This is a genomic window from Sphingomonas sp. BK481, from assembly GCF_014194875.1.
In the GTDB taxonomy this organism is placed as follows: domain Bacteria; phylum Pseudomonadota; class Alphaproteobacteria; order Sphingomonadales; family Sphingomonadaceae; genus Sphingomonas; species Sphingomonas aerolata.
The window spans coordinates 49,058-70,210 of sequence record NZ_JACIAP010000008.1; the positions used below are offsets into that span (position 1 = coordinate 49,058).

Consider the following 21,153-nt stretch of genomic DNA (forward strand, 5'->3'; position numbering starts at 1 on the left):
ATTAGCGCTGTGGAGTAGGCGCAAAGACGCCAATCTTGAGCTTCTCATGGCGGTAGGTTGCAATGGTGCCGGTATCTGCATCAGCAGCAGCCATAAGCTTAGCAATAGAGGGGCGACCCGCTGGCTTGCACTTAGCGTAGTCAGGTAGAGGGATGCCAAGAACATCAAGGCATAGGCGGAAGCCGCCACGGATACGGCTATCCACCTTTTCGATATGGTCGATAACGCGGGGATCGTTGAGGCGGCTAAGGTCAATAGGAACGGGGTTCATGTATGGTCCTTCAAATTGGCGGAGTAACTTAGTCAAATATTACAGACAGAGGCCCCTCTTGCCCGTAAGCAAAAGGAACCGGTTATATTAACGATGTGGAATAGGTCGCCTGCTAGTTGCCAACAGGGGCAACGCTACAACTAGCAGACTGGCATTTGCTCAGGACCGATGGGCGACATTGGTTAAATGAGCATTGCGTAGGGAGAGGAGCGGTAGGCTTATGCGCCGTACATTTGCCTACCATGAAGCGGACCTGTTAGGTTTCAACGCTCCTATATTCCTCGGATTAGCATAGTAGCTAGATCATGGATAACCAATAACCAAAACCAAAGAATCTAGTCAGTGGCCATACTAAGGCACAGGGTTTGCCTTTATACGGCTACTATGCTAATCGGAAGGATGCGTATGAGATATACGGATTAGGGCTGTAGAGTACCCGAGACCGTCCCGGGAGGTATCATTAAATAATACTATAGGTATCATCGTAGATTAGTGAATATTGAGCTGTATCCGGTCGTCCCCTCGTCCTTCCTTCTACAGATAGATATCCGTATTGAGGCACTTTAGGGGAGCAACTACAGCAGCATCATCGTGAGTTAGATCATACGTCGCTTGTATTGCCGGTGTCCCGATACCCGTGACATTGACTGCAAAGTCGTCACGCTCGTCGCCTCACGGCTAACCATTGCTGGCTGTGGTATCATACAGCTTAAGGCTGTCATTCTTCCTAGGGCTCTACCTAGCTTGGGCGGTGTCTTAGTTTTGTCTTCATGGATGGTACTGAATTAAGCTGTCGGATTATGAGGTCTTAGGTTCAAGCTTCTGATAATCTCAGGGGTTAATCTAAATTCATTCATCAGTGATCCTTAGTGATACCGGGACCGACAGATACGGGAGAGTTTCCCATTGCTATACGATCCCGAAATGCCGGACGACTTAATCCGCTTTCGCATCATCCCCGAATAAGCCCCTCTCAGACTCATTCCGGCAATCAGGCTGGGCGAGTACCCGGACCCTCCCTAATCGAGTCTGACGGGGCTGAGGCGGCGCATACTCGGGCCTTCCCGTCGCCTGCTCGGTATCAGCTTGGGGAGTGGCAGCGCATTACATCGCTAACCGTCTGAGCCGCCCACTTCCCGCCTCGGGCTGTGATGATCCCGCGAGCATTAAGCTCCCCGGCAATAGCTCTCAGGCTGGTATGGCCGTCCGCCTTGATTGCCTCGATGATAGGCGCAACGTCACTAGCGAACGCCTGAGCCTTGGCCTTGATCGCTTCCACCGCTGCCCCGTTGCCCTTGCTCTCCCCGAACGCCTTAGCGCCCATTGGATTGCCTAGCTTGGTCCCTCTGGCCTTGGCAGCAGCGAGGGCTTCAATCGTCCGCTTGCTGATAGCTTTGCGTTCGGCCTGGGCCATTGCTGCCATGATGTGAATTGTAAGCTCGTTAGCCTCTGGCATGTCGGCTGCAATGAACCGTGTCCCTGCATCTTGCAGCTTGGCGAGGAAGGCGAGGTTGCGGCTCAACCGATCCAGCTTGGCAATAACGAGGGTCGCCCCTGTCACCTTGGCATGATGCAGTGCCTTGATAAGCTCAGGCCGGTCATCCCGCTTGCCGCTCTCTACCTCGATGTACTCAGCAAGAGGCTGGCAATCCCGCGACTGACAGAACGAGGCGATGGCTGCTTTCTGAGCATCTAGGCCCAAACCGCTGCGGCCCTGCTTGGCAGTCGAGACACGGTAGTAAGTGACGGTTCGCATTGGCTGGTTTCCCTGTTGCCAAGCCTAGATAGAACCGCTGTCCATAATTGTCAAACGCTCGTTAGGTTATTCTGGACAGCGCCGATAGCGGTTCGCTTGGCGACTGTGACACGTCATGCAGGGATGGAGAACCACGCGCGATAATGCAGGTCGCGCTAGGCGTGTCATAATCGCCTGAGGGGCAGACCGGGCATACGGGGTAAATGCCGCGCACTCTTGTCTGAATTGCCCTCTCGCAAATCTCTATCAAAATTTGGCCGTAGGGGCCTGTTTAAATCAAGCTATTCAGGGTCACTGACGGTGTCGCTTGATATGCCAAGCTTAAGGTATCTCGTCATGTGATTGCGCAATTCAGTATGGCAAAATGTGAGTTCGTCATTATTGAGATCAATTCTCTCATAAATCTCATCGCGAAGGGCTTCATCCGTCAACTTTTCGAGCTTCCGCATATTGCTTCGCAATGATGACGATACCCGCAATATCTTGCGGCCAAGACTCGCTACGTCGTCATCCAAAAGGAATGACGAGACCGAGATGGAGTTAAACAGACTCTGCCGTACTTCGTTAGAAACCTTGCCATCGTCCATGCTGGCGTCAATCAAATACCGCTCAATGCCCGCATAAACTATTACTCTCCTGTCGTACAATTCCGCTCTTAATCTCGTATGCTCTGTATCAGCTTGGCGACTTGCTATTTCCGTCTGGCGTTCCATGATGCGAGCTTGCCTGTCGGAAATGCCAGCCTGCATTAAGGCAATGGCCGCTTGCTTCTTTCCAATCAGGACAGCGCCTATAACCGCTGAGATGCCAACGACCAGTGTAGCCCAAGCTGACCAATCAATGACGTAATGGAGGGAATTCGGGTTCCAGAAGCTCATTCCCACGGGCGTCCAGATATGAAACCTTGCAGAGACGAGAGCGGGAAAGTTAATTTTCGGCCGTCACGTAGGTTAGCATCAATGATGACCTCACTTGCCATCTTAGATAGACATGTGGGCTTATCAATATTTTTTACGTCAAAGATGAGACCACCAACAACGATCTGTATAGGGTCGATTTGAAGCTCTATTTCCTCTTGAAATCTTTCAAGCAACGTTTCGCTAGCCATAACCACTCCCTGTTTGAACGGAATGTATCTGGCTCATTGCCGGAACGGAAGACCTCTTGGCGGCCTGCGGCCCCTTGCCTCAGCTAGTACAAAGGGCTAACACAACGGTCCCGACGTCGAAATAAATATCCTTTGTTTCTCAGTGCTTACGGGGATTTTAACCGATCCCCCTCGGCTCCACCATTCTCGTTGATACGCGACGCGGTCGCGGTCCCATATTTGTGATGGATACCCCGCAGCGGGTCTTACCGCTGCCAACCCGGCACGAGTCTCAATAGGTCGCCTGGAAGGTCTCGGTGGCGACGCTGAGACCATGGGTCAGGGCGTGGACGGACTCGAGCTGCTGGCCGATCCGCCGGGCCAGGCTGATGAAGCGCTGGTTTCGGACTTCGAGATGCTCGACGCTGTCGGTCATCGCGCGTGCGGTGAGCGCGGTTTCGTCGATCGCGGCGGTGATCGCGAGGATGCGCTCGTTCTGACTATGTGCGGTGTCGGTCACGATGACCGCGCGGGCCTGGATATCGGCGATGTCGTGCACGATCGCGCGATTCGCGGCGACGACGTCGCGCGTCGCGATCTGCATCGCCGAGATCTGCGGTTCGATTCGCGCGACCGCATCGGACGTCTGCGTGGCAAGCGTCTTCACCTCGGCTGCGACCACCGCGAAGCCGCGCCCGGCCTCTCCGCTGCGCGCCGCCTCGATCGCGGCGTTGAGCGCGACCAGACCGGTCTGCCGGGCGACCGCGCGGATGATGTCGAGGATCGAGCCGATCGATCCGGCACGGTCCGACAGCCCTTGCGACAGGGCGACCGTCTCGTGTGCATGCGCCATCGCACCGCTGGCGGCGCTGCTGGTGTGGCCGACCTGGTCGACGACCGTGTCGATCATGCCCGCCATCATCGCCGAGGTCTGTGCGGCATCCTGCATCGCGGCGGTGGATTGCTGCGCGGCGACGACGACGTCGCCCAAATCGCGGACGATCAGTTCGAGTTCGGCTTCGCCCGCGCGGCCCATCGCTTGGCCTTCCGCCGCCGCGGCATCGGTTTCGGTGACGACGGTCGCGATCTCCTTGCGGAAGCGTTCCGCCTGCGCGGCTTGCGCCGCGACGACGTCGGTCAGCCGTCGCTCGACCGTGACGTCGCGGTAGGTGATCACCGCGCAGTGCCCGGGCAGCGGGGCGAAGTTGATATGCAGGATCGTCCCGTCGTCGAAATGATGATCGATATCGACGCTTTCCTGCCGGGCCTGCCAGCGACGATGATTGTCGACCACCGTCGCGATCCGTGCCGCGGACCAGCCGACGGCGGTGCCGACGACTCCGAGAAAGTCCGCCATGTCCATGCCGATCATGACGCGGTCCGGGTCGAAGCGGAACAGCGCCCCCACGCGTGGATTGACCAGCGCGATCCGCTCCGCCGGGTCGAAGACCACGACGCCGTCCGCGACCGCGGTCATCGCGATCGCCAGCAAGACGTCGGGGGGCATCGATCCGGTGCCTGGCGCGGCTTCCACCGCTGGCAAGGGGCGGGGGATTACGGCATGTCGCGTCTGCATCACCGCGGACTAGCCCAAAATGGTTTTAAGTCCGTTACTTAACCCCGATCCGTTACCCTTTACGACGGGCGTTACCGTGTCGCGGGCGGAGTCCGCCGGGCGGTCAGGATGCGGATCGGTGCGGCGATCATCTGCCCCTTCATCACGCCTTCGCCCTTGTTCGGCGAGGTGGGCGCGGCAAGGATGCCGCGGACGATGTCCATGCCCTGGACGACGTGCCCGAACGCGGCAAAACCCGTATTGTCGCCCGGCTTCTCGGGATGTGCGTCGACGAAGGGGATCGCACCGACGGTGATGAAGACGTCGGCGCGCCCGGTCCCCGGCGCCAGCCGTGCGAGCGAAATCGTGCCGTCGGTGTGGAGCAGGCCGGTCTTGCTGGTCGGCTCGTGCGCGATCGGCGGGAAGGCACGCTTGGGATCGCCCTCGATCCCGCCCTGGATCAGTCCCGTATCCGGCCCCAGCCGCAGCGCGCGATAGAAGGTCGTGCCGTCGAGCTTGCGCGCGTCGACATAGCGCAGGAAATTCGCGGTAGTGATCGGTGCGCGCTCTTTCTCGAGTTCGAGCACGATCGGGCCGAGGCTGGTGGTCAGCGTCACGCCGATGGTCGCGGGGCGCGGCGTCGCAGCGGGCACTGGTGGCGACGCATCTGCGGGCGCCGGGGCGGGCGCGGTGGCAGGCGCTGGCACTGGTGGCACCTCTTGCGCGGCAAGCGGGGCGCTGCCCAGCAGGGCGGCAAGGACGGCGTATCGCAGCATGTCGAAACTCCTGAATTCTGTCCCATTCGCGGACGGGTTAAAACGGGACGATTTTGTCGCTGGTCGAAAAGGTAAACACCGCGTTAACCGGTCGCCATGACCCGACGCCTAGTCCTGACCAACGAAGCCGCGCGCCACCCGTTTCGACGGACGCTGCCCCCGCCCGTGATCGCAGCGCCGGGCGGGCGCGACGATCAGGACGTCAAGCTGTTCGTGCTGAGCTTCGCGGCCTTCTTCACCTGCTTCTACAGCTTCATTTTCTGATCACGGGCAGGCAGGTTTCGGCATCGTCGTCACAGGCGCGGTGCAGCTTCTGCGCGATCCAGGCGGATACCAGGCACATGCCGGCGACCAGGAACAGCAGGTCCTCGGGCGTCACGCCCGCCATCGTGATGCCGATGACCGCGATCGACCCGATCGTCATCGCGCCCGAATTTACGACGTTGTTCGCGGCCACCGTCCGCGCGGTCTGATCCTTTTCGACGGTCGTGGTGAGGAACGCGTAGAGCGGGACCACGAACATGCCGCCGGTGATCGCGATCATCATCAGCGTGCCTAGCACCGGCCAGGCGCGCGGCTGTGCGAGGAACCCGGCCCAGTCGTAGAAATGGCCCGGCGCCGCCGGCGTCCAGGTCCGCACCAGGACCGAGAAGATAAGGACGAATACGCCCATCGCGATCACCGATGCGGGTGCGTAGCGCGCCGAGATCCGGCCCTTGAGCATCGTGTTGATCACCACCGAGCCGATCGCGACGCCGATCGAGAATACTGCGATCACGAAGCTCGCGACCCGCTCGTCCGCGGTCAGCACGTTCTTGACCAAGGGCGGGAAGATCACGATCAGTACCGCGCCGATCGTCCAGAAGAAGCTGATCGCGCAGATCGCCAAGAACAGCCGCGGGATGTGCATCGTCGCGCTGATCAGCCGCCACGACGCGGTGAACGGGTTGTAGTTGAGCACCAGCGGCGGGCCCTCGCGCGGTGCCGGCGGCACCTGGCGACCCGCGAACCAGCCGATCACCGCGATCGCCAGCACCGCGATCGCCGCGCGCTCGATATGATCGGTCATGAACCCGGCGGTGATCGTCCCCATGAGGATCGCCAGATAGGTACCGGCCTCGACCAGCCCGGTGCCGCCGAGCACGTCGCATGGCGGCAGATGCTGCGGCAGGATCGCGTATTTGATCGGCCCGAAGAACGTCGAATGCACCCCCAGGCACAGTACCGCCCCGAGCATCAGCCCGAGGCCGATCGTCGAATGGCCGCTGCGCGCCACCATCAGCCCCGCCGCGCCGAGCGCCATGATGCCGATCTCCGCGCTCTTCACGAGCCGGATGATCCGCGCCTTGTCATGGCTGTCCGCGAGCTGCCCGGCGAGTGCCGAGAGCAGGAAGAAGGGGATGATCGCAATTCCGGTGGCGAGTGCGTTGAAATTCGCCTCCATCCGCGGATCGTTGAAGATCGCATAGGTCGCGAACAACACCATCGACGTCTTGAACAGATTGTCGTTGAAGGCGCCCAGAAACTGTGTCGTGAACAGGGGCAGGAAGCGTCGTTGCTTCAGCAACCCGAGTGCGTTGCGCATGCGAGAAAAGGCCCTGATCGTGGCAATAAGACTGCCGCGGCCTTAGCCCAGCGGGGGCGGTAGGCCAATGGTTTAGCGCCGTCCGCGTCGGCCGGGTGTCCGCGTACGGGATCTGGACGAGGCGCCGCGCCACGGTCCGGCGTTCGGCCTTGCCGCACATTAGTCGGCCGCGATCGGTAAAACCCGGTTTCGCCAAGGGCATGACCGGAGTAGGGAAGGCGGGGTGTGGACCCTGCCCAACCTTCTGACGCTGTCGCGCATTGTCGCGGTACCCCTTCTCGTCGGCTTTCTGTGGTGGCCCGGCTGGGCGGCCGGCTACGGCATTGCCTTCGCGCTTTACTGCCTGATGGGCATCACCGATTATTTCGACGGCTATCTTGCGCGGTCGAACGGTGCGGTATCGCGCCTCGGGATCTTCCTCGATCCGATCGCGGACAAGATCATGGTCGCGGCGGTCATCCTGATCCTGGTCGGCACGCGCGACATTGCGGGCGTCCATGTGATCGCCGCGCTCGTCATCCTGCTCCGCGAGATCGCGGTGTCGGGCCTGCGCGAATTCCTGGCGCAGGTGCAGGTGTCCGTGCCCGTCTCGCAGCTCGCGAAATGGAAGACGACGCTGCAGCTGGTCGCGCTGGGCGGACTGATCCTCGCCGGTGCGCTGCCCGACATGCCATGGGTGCACGGCGTCGGGCTCGCCGCGCTCTGGGGGGCTGCGGTCCTGACGCTGGTGACGGGCTGGGATTACCTGCGGGTCGGCCTGAAGCATATGGATTGAGCGCATGACGGTGACGATGGTGTATTTTGCGTGGGTCCGCGAACGGATCGGGACGGGCGAGGAACGTGTCGATCCGCCCGCATCGGTGACCACGATCGCCGAACTGGTCGACTGGCTCGCGCTGTCCAGCCCGGGCCATGCCGCCGCCTTTGCCGATCCCGCCCGGCTGCGCGCCGCCCTGGATCAGGCGTTCGTGCCGATCGATACCCCGATCGCCGGCGCGCGCGAGATCGCACTCTTTCCCCCGGTGACGGGCGGATGATCCGGATCATCGTCCAGACGGCCCCGATCGACCTGCTTGCAGAGATCACGCAGGCCGAAACCGCCGGCGAACGCGGCGCGGGCGCGGTGGCGACCTTCACCGGTCTCGTGCGCGCAGATGACGGCGTCGAGACGCTCGAACTGGAACATTATCCCGGTGCGACCGAGGCTGCGCTCACCAAGGTGGCGACGGGTGCCGTCGAGCGCTGGGAGCTGAGTGCGGTGACGATCGTCCACCGGGTCGGGCCGATGCATCCGGGTGAACGGATCGTCTTCGTGGCGGCGGCGTCCGCACACCGTGCGGCGTCGCTAGAGGCCTGTGCCTATCTGATCGATCGGTTGAAGACCGATGCGCCGTTCTGGAAACGCGAGACCCGCGGCACACAGGCCAGCTGGGTCGAAGCGCGCGACGCCGACAAGGACGCCGCCGCGCGCTGGACCTCCTAGACGGCGTTAGCCGATCTTGGGAACGCTCATGCCGTTGGTGAGATGGACGACACCGTTGGTTGCCTTGACATCTGCCGTGTCGACATAGGCCTTGCTGCCGGCAACGTCCGTCAGTTCGATATTGCCGTTCGGACCCACCGATGCCGTCAGCGGCTGGCCGGCCAGCGTCGTGAGGACGGCCTTGCCGCCACCCGACGTGATCTGCGCCTTCAGCTGATCCGACGTCACGGCGCCTGCAACGACGTGATACTTCAGGATCGTCGCCAGCGTGGGCTTCGCCTCCGGCTTCATCAGCGTGTCGAGCGCGCCGGCGGGAAGCCGCGTGAATGCCTCATCGCTCGGTGCGAAAACGGTGAAAGGGCCGGGGCCCGCAAGCGTCGTGGCGAGGCCGGCTGCAGTCACCAGCTTGGCGAGCGTCGCGCGGTTTGGAAGCGTCGGCAGCGCTGCCGCGATCGTCGCGGTCGCTGCAGGCTGTGCCGCGGCGGGTGCTGCTGGAGCGCCGGCCATCGGTGCGGCGGTACCGGCCTGTGCAGGGGCCTGCATCGGGGTCTGTGCGGGCGCCGTGCCAGTTGGCGCGGTCTGTGCCGGCGTCGTGCCGCTCGGCGCGGTCTGCGCGATCGCCGGTGCAGCCGCGAAAAGCGTTGCGGCAAGGACGAGAGGGGTCTTGGTGATCATGGATTTCTCCTGGCTGAAACAATCGTGAAATAAATTCTGCGATAGAACGTATGGAGTCACGCGGCGGTTTGCCAAGTTACGGGCGCGCCAACAGGACCAAGTGCGCCGTTGACGCGACGAAGTGTTGGCACGCTATCACACCTCGCTCAAGACAAGCGGGGTACGATTACCCCGTTGACGACATGAACAATGCCGTTCGACTGACGCACATCGGCGGTCTCAATATAACTTTTGTTACCGTTGACGTCGGTGAGTGCAATGATATCTCCGACGAGGGTCACCGTGATTGCATCACCTTCGACCGTCGTCAGTGCGGCAGTGCCGCCACCTGCCGCGACACGTGCCTTCAGGTCGGCAGCGGTGATGTCGCCGGGCACGACGTGATAGGTCAGCACTTTCGACAGCGATGCCTTGTTCTCGGGCTTGAGCAACGTCTGGACCATGCCGGGCGCGAGCCGGCCGAACGCTGCGTCGGTCGGTGCGAAAACGGTGAACGGCCCGGTCCCGGACAGCGTCGCGGTCAGGTCCGCAGCCTTCAGCGCAGTGACCAGCGTCGCGAGATTGGGTGCGGCGGAGGCATTGTCGACGATCGTCCTCGTCGCGATCATCGGCACGCCGCCGACGGTCGGGTTGGCGACGGCGATCGGCCCGTTGGGCGTCGACAGTGCGGGGTTGGCGGGGGGCGGCGCCGTCGGCGTGCCGAGGTCGCTGTTACCGCTGCTGCACGCGGCGAGCGCGAGCGCGACGAGACCCGTGGTGCCCAGGCCAATATACAGGGGGCGCATGTTCGACATCGAAATCTATCTCCTCAAACGGGCGCTTGCGAACCGCAACTACGGTTGAGCCCGGAAATTGTTGCAGTGCGAGCCAGCGCGGCCGGTCAGCGGGCCTCGGCAAGCGCCTTGGCGAGCAACTGGAAATCCTTCTCGCGCGGCGAGGCCTTGCGCCATACCAGCGCGATCCGGCGAAACGCATTCTCGGCATCGAGCGGCAGCGCGGTGATCCCGGTATTTTCGAGGATCCCGGCGTTCAGCGCCATTTCCGGCAGCATCGTGATGCCCAGGCCGTTGTCGACCATCTGCACGATCGTGTGCAGCGACGTGCCCATCATCGTCGCCTCGGCACGGATCTCCGGCCGGTTGCACGCGGCGAGCGCATGATCCTTCAGGCAATGCCCGTCCTCGAGCAGCAACAGCCGGGTCTCGTCGATCGCCGAGGCGGGAATGGCGGAGGCGGGGATCGAGGTCCGGTCTGCGGGCACGTCTTCGGTCGGAAAGGCGACGAACAGCCGGTCGTCGAATAGGGGCTCGAACGCGACCTCGCCACAGGCATAGGGCAGGGCGAGCAATACGCAGTCGGTGCGGCCGTTGTGCAGCCCCTCGCACGCCGCGCCGCTCGGCTCCTCGCGCAGGAACAGCTTGAGGTCGGGATAGTCGCGTCGCAGCCGCGGCAGGATGCGCGGGAGCATGAACGGCGCGATCGTCGGGATCACGCTCATCCGCATGTCGCCCGACAGCGGCCGGCCGGCGGCGCGCGCCATGTCGCCAAGTTCCTCCGCCTCGCGCAGCACGCGGCGCGCCTTGTCCGCGATCCGATCCCCCAGCGGGGTGAAGCGGACGACGCGGCGCGTGCGCTCGACGAGTACCACGCCGATCAGCGTCTCGAGCTCGCGCAGGCCTGCCGACAGCGTCGACTGGGTCACGAAACAGGCCTCGGCAGCACGACCGAAATGGCCATGGTCCTTCAGCGCGACGAGATATTGCAGTTGCTTGAGCGTGGGGAGATAGGTTGCAGCCATTGATCGCTCATATCGATCGTGCACCCCCTTTTGTCCATGCCGGGTCGATAATGAGGCCGTCAGCGCGGGGCGTCCGCCGCGGCGTTGCCCCCGCCCGCTGGAAATCGCCCCTGTGAACGCCTAAATGAGCGGACCGCCAAGGGGAATGCGCATGTTCAGCCGGTTAGGGGCTTATCTCGACTCGATCCGGGCGCGTGACCCGGCGCCGCATTCTCGCGCGGAGATCATGCTCTACCCCGGCGTCTGGGCGCTGGGGATGCACCGCATCGCACACCGGCTGTATAGTCGGCAGAATTTCTTCCTCGCGCGGTGCGTCAATCATTTGTCGCGCTTCCTGACCGCGATCGACATCCATCCCGGCGCGACGATCGGCCGAAATTTCTTCATCGACCACGGCTTCGTCGTGATCGGCGAGACTTCGCTGATCGGCGACGACGTGACAATCTATCAATGCGTGACGTTGGGCGGGACGAGTCCCGACAATGGCGTTGCGGGCAAGCGCCACCCGACCATTTCGGACGGCGCGATCATCGGATCGGGCGCGCAGGTGCTCGGGCCGATTACGCTCGGCCGCCGCTCGCGAGTCGGCGCCAATGCGGTCGTGACGCGCGACGTCCCCGAGGGCACGACCGTCGTCGGCATCCCGGCGCGCGCGACGACGGTAGAGGGGGGCGCCGCACCGGAGGCACCGCGCTTCGTGCCCTATGGCACGCCGTGCACCGAGGCCTTCGACCCGGCCACGCAGAAGATGGAGATCATGCGCTGCGAGCTGGAGATGATGCGCAAGCGTCTGGATTCGCTGCTCGCCGATCAGGACCTGTCGACCGATCGCGACGGGCTCCGCCGTGGCCCGGTCGAACAGGATCTGCGCGATCGGGCCTGATCCGTCCTGATGAACAACGTCACGCCTTTTCCGACCCGCAATACCGCCCCCACCCAGATCGGCTTCGATCGGCTCGAACTGATGCGGATCCTCGACCTCTACGGGCGCATGGTCGCGGCGGGGCATTGGCGGGACTATGCGATCGATCTCGGCCGCGAGGCGGCGGTGTTCGCCTGTTTCCGCCGCGCGGCCGAGCGGCCCGAATTCCGGATCGAGAAACGCCCCGCGCTTCGCAACCGCCAGGGCATGTGGGCCCTGGTCGGCGAAGGCGGGGCGGTGATCAAGCGCGGCCATGACCTCGGCCCGATCCTGGCCCCGGTCGAGCGACGGTTGATGAAGCTCGTCGAAAGCTGAGCCCGCCGGCGCCGCGGTCAGCCGCGCTGGAGCTTCGCCAATATGGTCATCGCCTGGTCCGCGCCCGATTGCGGGACGATCTCGCCGTTGCGGTCGGTAATCGCCACCCAGTGGGCGGCCACCCCTTCGACCGACAGATCGTCGCCCGACAGCAACGCGCCCGGTGTCAACGTGACATAGGCGGCCTGGAACACGCCAGCGCCGGCGCCGAGGATCATGTTGGTCGGGGCATCCTCAGACACCAGAAACACCGCGCCGGGCGCGACCTTGTCGGGGGAGAAGGCCTTGAACGCCTCTTCTGGAAAGATGTCCTGCGTCATCCGCGTGCCTGCGGTCGGCGCGATCGTGTTGACGCGGATGTTGTTCTTCGCTCCTTCGATCGCGAGCGTCTTGGTCAGGCCGGCAAGGCCGAGCTTGGCGGCGCCGTAATTGGCCTGGCCGAAATTGCCGTACAGTCCGGTCGACGACGCGGTCATCAGGATGCGGCCGTAATTCTGCGCGCGCATCCCGTCCCAGACCGCCTTGGTCGCGTTAGCCGAGCCGTTCAGATGGACGTCTACGACGAAGGCGAAATCGGCGGGGTCCATCTTGGCGAAGCTTTTGTCGCGCAGCACGCCGGCATTGTTGATGAGGATATGGACGCCGCCCCATTTTTCGGACGCACGCGCCACCATCTCGACCATCTGGTCATAGTCGGTGACGCTGCCCCCGTTGGCGATTGCCTCGCCGCCCACGCCCTCGATCTCCTCGACGACCTTCAGCGCTGCGTCAGACTGTCCCGTACCGTCGCGCGAGGCGCCGAGATCGTTGACGACAACCTTCGCACCGCGCCGGGCCAGCTCGAGCGCATATTCGCGCCCGAGCCCGCCGCCTGCGCCGGTGACGATCGCGACGCGGCCAGCAAAACCGAAGGATCCAAAGCTGTCGGACATGGAAAAAGGCGCCCCTCTCTTATCGTGGAGCGCCTTTCCTAGAACGTAAAGCAGTCGGCGCAAGCCGCGGCGTTAGCCACGGCCCGCACCGATGCGAATCACTTACTTACCGCCGCGGTTCTTGCAGCCATCCTTGACGGTGCGCGAGCAGGTTGGATACTCGGCAGGCGCCGGGGTCGGCGGCGTCACCGTCGGCTGACCGAAGACGATGTTCGCACCACCGGGTGCAGCCATCGGAGCCTGGGGCGCTGCGGGCGGCGGCGGTGCCATTGCCGGATCGGCAGGGGCTGCAGGATCGGCTGCCATCGCCGGATCGGCGGGAGCGGCGGGATCTGCGGCTGGCGGTGCCATTGCCGGATCGGCGGGCGCGGTCTGGGCGGCCGGGTCTGCTGGCGGAATCGTCTGCGGCGCGGTCTGCGCGAGCACGGGCGAGGCGAGCAACGCTGCAGCGGCGAGAAGAATGGACTTCATGCGAATCTCCTGAATACTTGGAGCGCAAATTCGTTAGCGCCACGGTTGAACGCACTAAAACCCGCTTGGGTCCTTCGTTTCGCGTCCGATTCTAACCGGCTTGTCTTGGTCCTGCACTAATGACGCGGTCGGCGACCGCTTGCAGCACCCCGACTTTCACCCGCCAGTATCAAGCGAATAGCCAGCCGAGCGCACCGTGCGGATGATATCGGGACGTTCGCCGGTGTTGATCGCTTTCCGCAGCCGCCGGATATGCACGTCGACGGTGCGCGATTCGATGTCCGAATCATGCCCCCACACCGCATCGAGCAGCCGTTCGCGCGAGAAGACCCAGCCGGGATGTTCGAGGAAATGCTTGAGCAGCCGGAACTCGGTCGGCCCGAGTGCGACGACCTCGCCCGAGCGGCGGACCTTGTGGCCGACGGTGTCCATCTCGATGTCGGCATAGCTCAGTGCCTCGCCGGCAAGCGCGGGGCGGACGCGGCGCAGCACCGCGCCGACGCGCGCGACCAGCTCGCGCGGCGAGAAGGGCTTGGTGACGTAATCATCGGCACCGGTCTCGAGCCCGCGGACACGGTCCTCCTCTTCCCCACGCGCGGTCAGCATGATGATCGGCACGTTCTGGGTCTCGGGCGCGCGACGCAGGCGGCGGCACACCTCGATTCCCGACAGGCCTTCGACCATCCAGTCGAGCAGGACGATATCGGGCACCTTCTCACGCGCGAGCAGCAGCGCCTCCTCGCCATCGGGGGTGTGCGCGATCTCGAAATCCTCGCGCTTGAAATGCCAGACCAGCAGTTCGGCGAGCGCCGCGTCGTCCTCGACAAGCAGCATCCTTGCACGGGCCATGTCGATTACTCCTGTATGCCGCCGCGGTCGCGGTCGGCCATCTGGGTGCCGGTCGCGGCAAAATAGACCATCTCGGCGACGTTGGTCGCGTGGTCGCCGATCCGTTCAAGATTCTTCGCGACGAACAGCAGGTGCGCGACCTGGCTGATCGTCTTTGGATTTTCGACCATATAGGTCACCAGCGTGCGAAAGATGCTGTCGTAGAAATCGTCGAGCGCGGCGTCGCTTTCGACGACGAGCATCGCCGCCTCGAAATCACGCGCGGCAAAGGCGTCGAGCACGTCATGCACCATCTCGCTCGCCATCCGGCCCATGGCGGGCAGGATCGAGATCGGATCGATCCGGTGCTCGCTTTCGATCATCGGCACGCGCTTGGCGATATTCTTGGCATAATCGCCGATCCGCTCGACGACGCCCGCGATCTTCAGCGCGGCGACGACCTCGCGCAGGTCGATCGCCATCGGCGCGCGCAGCGCGATGATCTGCACCGCCAGCCGCTCGACCTCCGCCTCGATCGCGTCGATCTGCTTGTCCGCCGCGCGCACCTCGCGTGCGAGCGCGACGTCGTTGCGCTGGAGCGCCTTCATCGCATTGGCGATCGCGTCCTCGGCGAGGCCACCCATCTGCGAGATGAGGCCGCGCAGGCGGCCGATCTCGTCGTCGAAGACCTTTACGGTATGCGTGTTCATCGATCCCGTCCCCATCAGCCGTAACGGCCGGTGATGTAATCCTTGGTGCGTTCCTCGCGCGGATTGGTGAAGATGGCGGAGGTGTCGCCATATTCGACCAGCGTGCCGAGGTGGAAGAAGGCGGTGCGCTGGCTGACGCGCGCCGCCTGCTGCATGTTGTGCGTGACGATCACGATCGCATAGCGGCCGCGCAGCTCGTGGATCAGCTCCTCGATCTTCGCGGTGGCGATCGGGTCGAGCGCGCTGCACGGCTCGTCCATCAGGATCACCTCGGGATCGACCGCGATCGCGCGCGCGATGCACAGCCGCTGCTGCTGCCCGCCCGACAAGGCGGTACCGCTGTCGGTCAGGCGATCCTTCACCTCGTCCCAGAGACCCGCACGCCGCAGCGACTTCTCGACGATCTGGTCGAGATCGCTCTTGGCGCCCGCGAGCCCGTGGATGCGCGGGCCGTAGGCGACGTTCTCATAGATCGACTTGGGGAAGGGGTTCGGCTTCTGGAACACCATGCCGACGCGTGCGCGCAGCTGGACCACGTCCATGTCGGGGGAATAGATGTCGTGGCCGTCGAGCTCGATCTTCCCCTCGACCCGCGCGCTGGCGACGGTGTCGTTCATGCGGTTGAGCGTGCGCAGGAAGGTCGACTTGCCGCAGCCCGACGGGCCAATGAACGCGGTGACATTGTCCATGTCGACGTCGATCGACACATTGTCGATCGCGCGTTTCTGCCCGTAATAGACGCTGACGTCGCGCGCGGTCATCTTGTGGTTGGTCATCACCAGCGGGTCTCGAATTTGTTGCGGAGGTAGATCGCGACGCCGTTCATCGCGAGCAGGAAGACAAGCAGGACGATGATCGCGGCCGAGGTCTTCTCGATGAAGCCGCGGCTGACCTGGTCGGACCACAGGAAGATCTGGACAGGCAGCACGGTGGCGGGATCGCGCAGCCCCGATGGCGGCGCGGCGATGAACGCGCGCATGCCGATCATCAGCAGCGGTGCGGTCTCGCCGAGCGCACGTGCCATGCCGATGATCGTGCCGGTCAGGATGCCGGGCAGCGCGAGCGGCAGGACGTGGTGGAACACGACCTGCACCGGCGACGCGCCGATCCCGAGCGCTGCGTCGCGGATCGAGGGCGGCACCGCCTTGATCGCGTTGCGCCCGGCGATCACGATCACCGGCATTGTCATCAGCGCGAGTGTCAGCCCGCCGACCAGCGGCGCCGATCGCGGCATGCCGAAGGTGCCGAGGAACACCGCGAGCCCGAGCAGCCCGAAGATGATCGAGGGCACCGCGGCAAGGTTGTTGATCGACACCTCGATCAGGTCGGTCCAGCGGTTCTTCGGGGCATATTCCTCGAGATAGAGCGCGGACAGCACGCCGATCGGGAAGGCGAGCAGCAGCGTGACGATCATCGTCAGCAGCGAGCCCTTGAACGCCCCCCAGATGCCGACGCGCGTCGCGTCGGTCGAATCGGCGGTGGCGAGGAACGTCATGCTCAGCCCGCGCGTCAGCACGCCGCGCGCCTTGAGCCGGGCGACGACCGCCTCTGCCTCGGGCGGGCCGTCACCCTTGGCGGCCATGTCGACCGGGCTGGCGACGGGCACCGCGATCACCGTCTTGCGTGACAGCAGACCGGGATCAGCCTTCAGCGCATCGCGTACCGTCACCCAGGCGCCGTCCGACAACAGGCCTTCGCCATCCTTGCCGAACGCGCGCGTCGCGGCGCTGTCGACCGCACCCTCGAGACCTGCGCTGGCGAGCGCGAGATCGGCGCCGCGGCTTGTCAGCCGCGCGGGTTCGATCGGCAGTGCGGCGGCGGCGAAATCGATCGGCAGCGCGACGCGCGTCTCGACGAACCCGCTCGCGCCCTGCCACAGCATCGACGACAGCAGGAAGGCGAGGAAGCCCGCGGAGAGCCAGACCGCGGCCAGCCCGGCGAGGCGGAACCGGCGCTCTGCGGCATAGCGGCGGCGGATGCGGCTTTGCATCGCCTTGGTGGTCCAGTCGGTCGGCACGCGCGCCGTGGCGGGCTTCGCCAAGGCCGTAGCGTCTGGCGTACCGATGAAGGGGGTGACGCTATTCATAGGCTTCGCGGTACCGTTTCACGACCGTCAGCGCGACGATGTTGAGGAGCAGGGTGACGACGAACAGCGTCAGCCCGAGCGCGAAGGCGGCGAGCGTCTTGGCGCTGTCGAATTCGGCCTCGCCGGTCAGCAGATCGACGATCTGCTTGGTCACGGTTGTGGTGCTGGCGAACGGGTTGAGCGTCAGCGTCGCGACGCCGCTCGCGGCCATCACCACGATCATCGTCTCGCCGATCGCGCGGCTGACCGCGAGGAGGACGCCGCCGACCACGCCGGGCAGTGCGGCGGGGAGCAGTACGCGGCGGATCGTCTCGGACGAGGTTGCGCCCATCGCAAGGCTGCCGTCGCGCATCGACGAGGGGACCGCGGCGATCGAATCATCGGCCATCGACGACACGAACGGGATGATCATGATCCCCATCACGAGCCCGGCGGCGAGCGCGCTCTCCGACGAGGCCCAGCTGATCCCGATCCACACCGCGAAATCGCGCACCGCCGGCGCCACCGTCAGCGCGGCGAAATAGCCATAGACGACGGTCGGCACGCCCGCGAGCACCTCGAGGATCGGCTTCATCCATTTGCGCGTGGTCGGGGCGGCATATTGCGTGAGGTAGATCGCGCTCATCAGCCCGAACGGGATCGCGACGATCATCGCGATCACCGCGCCGATGAAGAACGTCCCCCAGAACAGCGGCACTGCGCCGAGTGACGCGCCCGGATCGCGTGCGTCGACGACCTGCGGGCTCCAGTGCGTGCCGAACAGGAAGTCGGTGATCGGCACGATCGAGAAGAAGCGCGCGGATTCGTAGAGCAGCGAGGCGACGATGCCGACCGTGGTCAGGATCGCGATCAGCGACGCGCCGAGCAGCAGGATCATCACGATCCGCTCGACCCGCGTGCGCGCGCCGAAGCCCGGCCGCACGCGCAGGAACGCGAACGCGCCGCCGGCAAAGGTGAGCAGCAGCGCGAGCGCGGTCGCGATCCAGTCGTAGCGCGACTGCGCGGCAGCATAGACCGGCGACAGGACGCGCGCGAGCTCGTGGAACGCGCCGAAGCTTCGTCCCTCCGCCAGGCTGCGCGCCTCGGACAGGATCGAGGCCCGGTCGAAGCCGGGCGGGGGCAGCTGCACCGCGGCGGGGCTGGCCAGCACGGTATCGGTGACGAGCGCGGGTGCGACCATCGACCAGCCAACCAGAAACAGCAGCGGCGGGATCGCGGTCCACAGCGCGACATACCAGCCGTGATGCGCGGGCAGCGAGCTGAACCGCGCGGTGTTGCCGACCCGGAACCGTGCGGCGCGCATCCGTGCGCTCAGCCACGCGATCAGGCCGAGCCCGAGAACGAGGAAGAAGAGGGCGAGTGCCGACATCAGGCCGTCTCCGCCGGTTTCAGGGCGGGGATCGTGTTCCAGTAGTGCATCACGACAGCACCGCCGGGTCGAGAATCGTCTCGTTGGCCATGATCGCCGCCGACCGGGCCTGGACCGCGGGTGGCGCGGCGATCAGGCCGCGCTTCACCAGCGGTCCGGTCGCGCCCCAGTTGGCGGCATAGAGCTTCAGGAACGTCCGCAGGCCCGGGATCGCGCTGAGATGCGCCTTCTTCACATAGATGTAGAGCGGGCGTGACCCTGGATAGCGATTGTCGGCGATCGTCGCATAGGTCGGCTCGACACCGGAGATCGCGACGCCGTTCACGTCGTTCTTGTTCTCTTCGAGATAGCTGTAGCCAAACACGCCGATCGCATTGGGGTTGGACTGGAGCTTCTGGACGATCAGATTGTCGTTCTCGCCCGCATCGACATACATCCCGTCCTCGCGGACGCGGGTGCACAGCGCCTTGTGCGCGTCGGGATCGGACTTGGCGAGCGGCTTGGCGGCGGGGTCGCTCGCTTCGCAGCCCTTGGTCAGGATCAGTTCGGCGAGCGCGTCGCGCGTGCCACTGGTCGCGGGCGGGCCATAGACCTGGATCGGCACCGGCGGCAGCGCGGGGTTCACGTCGCGCCAAACGCGCGCGGTGTTGGGCCGGCCACCGGGACTGGCGGCGAGCGCCTTGTACAGGTCGGTCGGGGTAAGCTGCATCTTCGGGCCGTTCTTCGCCTCGGCAAAGGCGATGCCGTCGATTCCGACCTGGATTTCCAGGATCTGGCCGGCGCCGTTGGCGGCGCAGTCCTTATACTCACTCGCCTTCATCCGCCGCGACGCATCCTCGATATCGGGATGGCCGGCGCCGATGCCTGCGCAGAACAGCTTCATCCCCGCGCCGGTGCCGGTCGATTCGATCACCGGTGCCTTGGCATCGGGATCGTTGGCGACGAGCTGTTCGGCGATCATCGTCGTGAAGGGGTAGACGGTCGACGATCCGACCGCGGTGATCTGATCGCGCGAACCCGCGCCGCCGCCATTCGCCTGATCGACGCATCCGCCGATTAGCGTCGCGCCCGCCAGTGCCGTGACCGCCAGTCCTGAAATCGCCCCGAAACGCTGCACGTCAATTCCCGTCATGCCTGCCCGATAGCGCGGCTAGACCGGATCCTGTGTGACAGTCGCGTTACCGTTTGATGACACGCGACGAATTGGCGGGGCCGGCACCGGCCGGCGGCAGGATCACCGCGACCGTCGTGCCGACCCCGACCTGGCTTGCAATGTCGAGGCGTCCGCGATGCCGCTCGACGATATGCTTGACGATCGCCAGCCCCAGTCCGGTACCGCCGAGCGACCGGCTGCGCCCGGCATCGGCACGGTAGAATCGCTCGGTCAGTCGCGGGATGTGCACCGCGGCGATGCCGTCGCCCTCGTCGCGCACCGCCAGCCTGACCATGCCCGTCACGTCGCGCGCCAGGGTGATCGTCACCGGCGTCCCCGCGCGGCCATATTTCATCGCGTTGCCGACCAGATTGTGCAGCATCTGCGACAGCTGCACGCGGTCGCCCGACACCGGGGGGACGGCGGGTTCGATCGTCGCGACCAGATCGAGGCCGCGGTTGCCCGCGCCGTCGGCCAGTTCGGCCCGCACGTCGCCGACCAGAATGGCCAGGTCGATCGGCGTGTCGGGGACGCGGTATTTCTCCGCCTCGATCCGGCTGAGCGAGATCAGATCCTCGATCAGCCGCAGCATCCGCTTCGCCTCGTCGTCCATCACCTTGAGGAACCGTGCGCGGATTGCCGGATCCTCGCCCGCTTCCTCGCTCAGCGTCTCGATGAAGCCGAGGATCGAGGCGAGCGGCGTGCGCAGTTCGTGGCTTGCATTGGCGACGAAATCGACGCGCATCCGTTCGGCGGCGTAATTGCCGGTCTGGTCGATCAGATGGACGATGCGCTGCCCGTCGGACAATTCGCCGACGCGCATTTCCCAGCGCTGGTCGCGGGTGCCAAGGCCGACCAGCTCGATCGGCGGGGTCTCGCCCAGCGCGGCGGGGGACGACAGCGCTTCGGCCGCGGCGGGGTGGCGGATCGCGACGCGCGCATCGTCACCGATGATGTGTTCGCCGAGCAGCGCGCGGGCGGCGCGGTTGGCGAGCACGACGCGGCCGTCGCGGACCAGCAGCACGGGCTCGACGATCAGGTCGAGCGTCTCGTCGAGGATCGCCGGATTGACCGGCGCGGGATCCGCGGCGGCGGGCGGCTCGTCCCCGGTCCCCGCGGCGACCAGCGCGGCGGCGATCCCGCCGACCAGCGCGACCAGCCCTGCCTGGATCGACGTGCCGATCGCGAATACCGCGATCGCGGCGCCGCCGGCCACAATGATCGCCCAAAAGGTGCGCAGTCCAAATCCGGTCAACATGCGCGCGTGTCTAGGCCATTCGCTGCCCCGCGCGCCAGCCCGTCCCGCAGCGGCACAGCGCCGGCCCCATCGCCCCCTCCAAAGCCCGGTTGCTTGCGCGAGGTTCATGATTGTGAAAGGGCA

General features: G+C 64.7%; 25 protein-coding genes. 6 read left to right on the plus strand and 19 right to left on the minus strand.

Annotation, left to right across the window (positions count from 1 at the left end):
• Position 1 precedes the first annotated feature (1 nt).
• From FHY04_RS15280 to FHY04_RS15305, 6 genes are all read right to left on the minus strand, one after another.
• Entirely contained in the window at positions 2-271 is a 270-nt protein-coding gene (locus FHY04_RS15280) for a hypothetical protein (protein ID WP_183937053.1), read from the minus strand.
• A 1,081-nt stretch (positions 272-1,352) separates the two neighbouring features.
• Positions 1,353-2,027: a recombinase family protein gene (locus FHY04_RS15285; RefSeq protein WP_183937054.1), complete on the minus strand. Its 675-nt coding sequence runs from the start codon at positions 2,025-2,027 to the stop codon at positions 1,353-1,355.
• 281 nt (positions 2,028-2,308) lie between these two features.
• A complete protein-coding gene (locus tag FHY04_RS15290) occupies positions 2,309-2,905 on the minus strand; it encodes a hypothetical protein (protein ID WP_183937055.1) in 597 nt (198 codons plus the stop codon).
• The gene (locus FHY04_RS15295; protein ID WP_183937056.1) at positions 2,902-3,135 is read right to left on the minus strand and encodes a hypothetical protein; all 234 of its coding nucleotides are present in this window, start codon (positions 3,133-3,135) and stop codon (positions 2,902-2,904) included. Before FHY04_RS15295 ends, FHY04_RS15290 begins: the two co-directional genes overlap by 4 nt.
• A 271-nt stretch (positions 3,136-3,406) precedes the next feature.
• Positions 3,407-4,621, minus strand: a complete 1,215-nt coding sequence (locus FHY04_RS22970; protein ID WP_183937057.1) for a methyl-accepting chemotaxis protein — start codon at positions 4,619-4,621, stop codon at positions 3,407-3,409.
• A gap of 140 nt (positions 4,622-4,761) precedes the next feature.
• The gene (locus tag FHY04_RS15305; protein ID WP_183937058.1) at positions 4,762-5,445 is read right to left on the minus strand and encodes a peptidylprolyl isomerase; all 684 of its coding nucleotides are present in this window, start codon (positions 5,443-5,445) and stop codon (positions 4,762-4,764) included.
• A gap of 96 nt (positions 5,446-5,541) precedes the next feature.
• Between FHY04_RS15305 and FHY04_RS15310 the strand changes: the two genes are divergently transcribed.
• The gene (locus tag FHY04_RS15310) at positions 5,542-5,709 is read left to right on the plus strand and encodes a hypothetical protein (RefSeq protein WP_168427553.1); all 168 of its coding nucleotides are present in this window, start codon (positions 5,542-5,544) and stop codon (positions 5,707-5,709) included.
• Here the strand turns inward: FHY04_RS15310 and FHY04_RS15315 are convergent.
• Positions 5,699-7,030, minus strand: coding sequence for an MFS transporter (locus FHY04_RS15315; RefSeq protein ID WP_052148897.1), 1,332 nt, complete (start codon positions 7,028-7,030; stop codon positions 5,699-5,701). The two genes, FHY04_RS15310 and FHY04_RS15315, sit on opposite strands and share 11 nt — an antisense overlap.
• Positions 7,031-7,253: 223 nt before the next feature.
• On the opposite strand from FHY04_RS15315, the gene pgsA reads away from it, so the two are divergent.
• Genes pgsA through FHY04_RS15330 form a run of 3 tightly spaced genes read left to right on the plus strand, consistent with a single transcriptional unit; the run spans position 7,254 to position 8,513 of the window.
• Entirely contained in the window at positions 7,254-7,805 is a 552-nt protein-coding gene (gene pgsA / locus FHY04_RS15320) for a CDP-diacylglycerol--glycerol-3-phosphate 3-phosphatidyltransferase (protein WP_031395843.1), read from the plus strand.
• Between the two features lie 4 nt (positions 7,806-7,809).
• A complete protein-coding gene (moaD, locus tag FHY04_RS15325; protein ID WP_031395844.1) occupies positions 7,810-8,067 on the plus strand; it encodes a molybdopterin converting factor subunit 1 in 258 nt (85 codons plus the stop codon).
• The gene (locus tag FHY04_RS15330; protein WP_031441631.1) at positions 8,064-8,513 is read left to right on the plus strand and encodes a molybdenum cofactor biosynthesis protein MoaE; all 450 of its coding nucleotides are present in this window, start codon (positions 8,064-8,066) and stop codon (positions 8,511-8,513) included. The genes moaD and FHY04_RS15330 overlap by 4 nt, the downstream gene beginning before the upstream one ends.
• Before the next feature lie 6 nt (positions 8,514-8,519).
• Here FHY04_RS15330 and FHY04_RS15335 read toward each other — a convergent pair whose 3' ends face one another.
• The 3 genes from FHY04_RS15335 to FHY04_RS15345 form a co-directional block, all read right to left on the minus strand.
• Positions 8,520-9,188 (minus strand): fasciclin domain-containing protein, encoded by a 669-nt coding sequence (locus FHY04_RS15335; protein ID WP_183937059.1) that lies wholly within the window; start codon positions 9,186-9,188, stop codon positions 8,520-8,522.
• Positions 9,189-9,334: 146 nt separating this feature from the next.
• Positions 9,335-9,973: a fasciclin domain-containing protein gene (locus tag FHY04_RS15340; protein WP_260171552.1), complete on the minus strand. Its 639-nt coding sequence runs from the start codon at positions 9,971-9,973 to the stop codon at positions 9,335-9,337.
• Positions 9,974-10,068: 95 nt separating this feature from the next.
• A complete protein-coding gene (locus FHY04_RS15345) occupies positions 10,069-10,986 on the minus strand; it encodes a LysR substrate-binding domain-containing protein (protein ID WP_031395848.1) in 918 nt (305 codons plus the stop codon).
• Between the two features lie 151 nt (positions 10,987-11,137).
• Here FHY04_RS15345 and epsC point away from each other — a divergent pair, with 151 nt between their 5' ends.
• Positions 11,138-11,869 carry a serine O-acetyltransferase EpsC gene (gene epsC / locus FHY04_RS15350; protein ID WP_043158123.1) on the plus strand — a complete coding sequence of 244 codons (732 nt, stop codon included), beginning with the start codon at positions 11,138-11,140 and terminating at the stop codon, positions 11,867-11,869.
• 9 nt (positions 11,870-11,878) lie between these two features.
• A complete protein-coding gene (locus FHY04_RS15355) occupies positions 11,879-12,223 on the plus strand; it encodes a DUF2794 domain-containing protein (protein WP_031395850.1) in 345 nt (114 codons plus the stop codon).
• A gap of 17 nt (positions 12,224-12,240) precedes the next feature.
• Here FHY04_RS15355 and FHY04_RS15360 read toward each other — a convergent pair whose 3' ends face one another.
• From FHY04_RS15360 to FHY04_RS15400, 9 genes are all read right to left on the minus strand, one after another.
• Positions 12,241-13,155: an SDR family NAD(P)-dependent oxidoreductase gene (locus FHY04_RS15360; protein ID WP_183937061.1), complete on the minus strand. Its 915-nt coding sequence runs from the start codon at positions 13,153-13,155 to the stop codon at positions 12,241-12,243.
• 102 nt (positions 13,156-13,257) lie between these two features.
• Entirely contained in the window at positions 13,258-13,626 is a 369-nt protein-coding gene (locus tag FHY04_RS15365; protein ID WP_183937062.1) for a hypothetical protein, read from the minus strand.
• Positions 13,627-13,782: 156 nt separating this feature from the next.
• Positions 13,783-14,475, minus strand: a complete 693-nt coding sequence (gene phoB / locus FHY04_RS15370) for a phosphate regulon transcriptional regulator PhoB (protein WP_031395853.1) — start codon at positions 14,473-14,475, stop codon at positions 13,783-13,785.
• Between the two features lie 5 nt (positions 14,476-14,480).
• Complete coding sequence (phoU, locus tag FHY04_RS15375; protein WP_031395854.1) at positions 14,481-15,164, minus strand: phosphate signaling complex protein PhoU; 684 nt, start codon at positions 15,162-15,164, stop codon at positions 14,481-14,483.
• Positions 15,165-15,178: 14 nt separating this feature from the next.
• Positions 15,179-15,940 carry a phosphate ABC transporter ATP-binding protein PstB gene (gene pstB, locus FHY04_RS15380; RefSeq protein WP_031395855.1) on the minus strand — a complete coding sequence of 254 codons (762 nt, stop codon included), beginning with the start codon at positions 15,938-15,940 and terminating at the stop codon, positions 15,179-15,181.
• Positions 15,940-17,154, minus strand: a complete 1,215-nt coding sequence (gene pstA / locus FHY04_RS15385; RefSeq protein WP_183937143.1) for a phosphate ABC transporter permease PstA — start codon at positions 17,152-17,154, stop codon at positions 15,940-15,942. Before pstA ends, pstB begins: the two co-directional genes overlap by 1 nt.
• A gap of 88 nt (positions 17,155-17,242) precedes the next feature.
• The gene (gene pstC / locus FHY04_RS15390; protein ID WP_031395857.1) at positions 17,243-18,619 is read right to left on the minus strand and encodes a phosphate ABC transporter permease subunit PstC; all 1,377 of its coding nucleotides are present in this window, start codon (positions 18,617-18,619) and stop codon (positions 17,243-17,245) included.
• Between the two features lie 49 nt (positions 18,620-18,668).
• Positions 18,669-19,751, minus strand: a complete 1,083-nt coding sequence (locus FHY04_RS15395; RefSeq protein WP_183937063.1) for a substrate-binding domain-containing protein — start codon at positions 19,749-19,751, stop codon at positions 18,669-18,671.
• Between the two features lie 46 nt (positions 19,752-19,797).
• The gene (locus tag FHY04_RS15400) at positions 19,798-21,030 is read right to left on the minus strand and encodes an ATP-binding protein (protein WP_056406039.1); all 1,233 of its coding nucleotides are present in this window, start codon (positions 21,028-21,030) and stop codon (positions 19,798-19,800) included.
• Positions 21,031-21,153 lie beyond the last annotated feature (123 nt).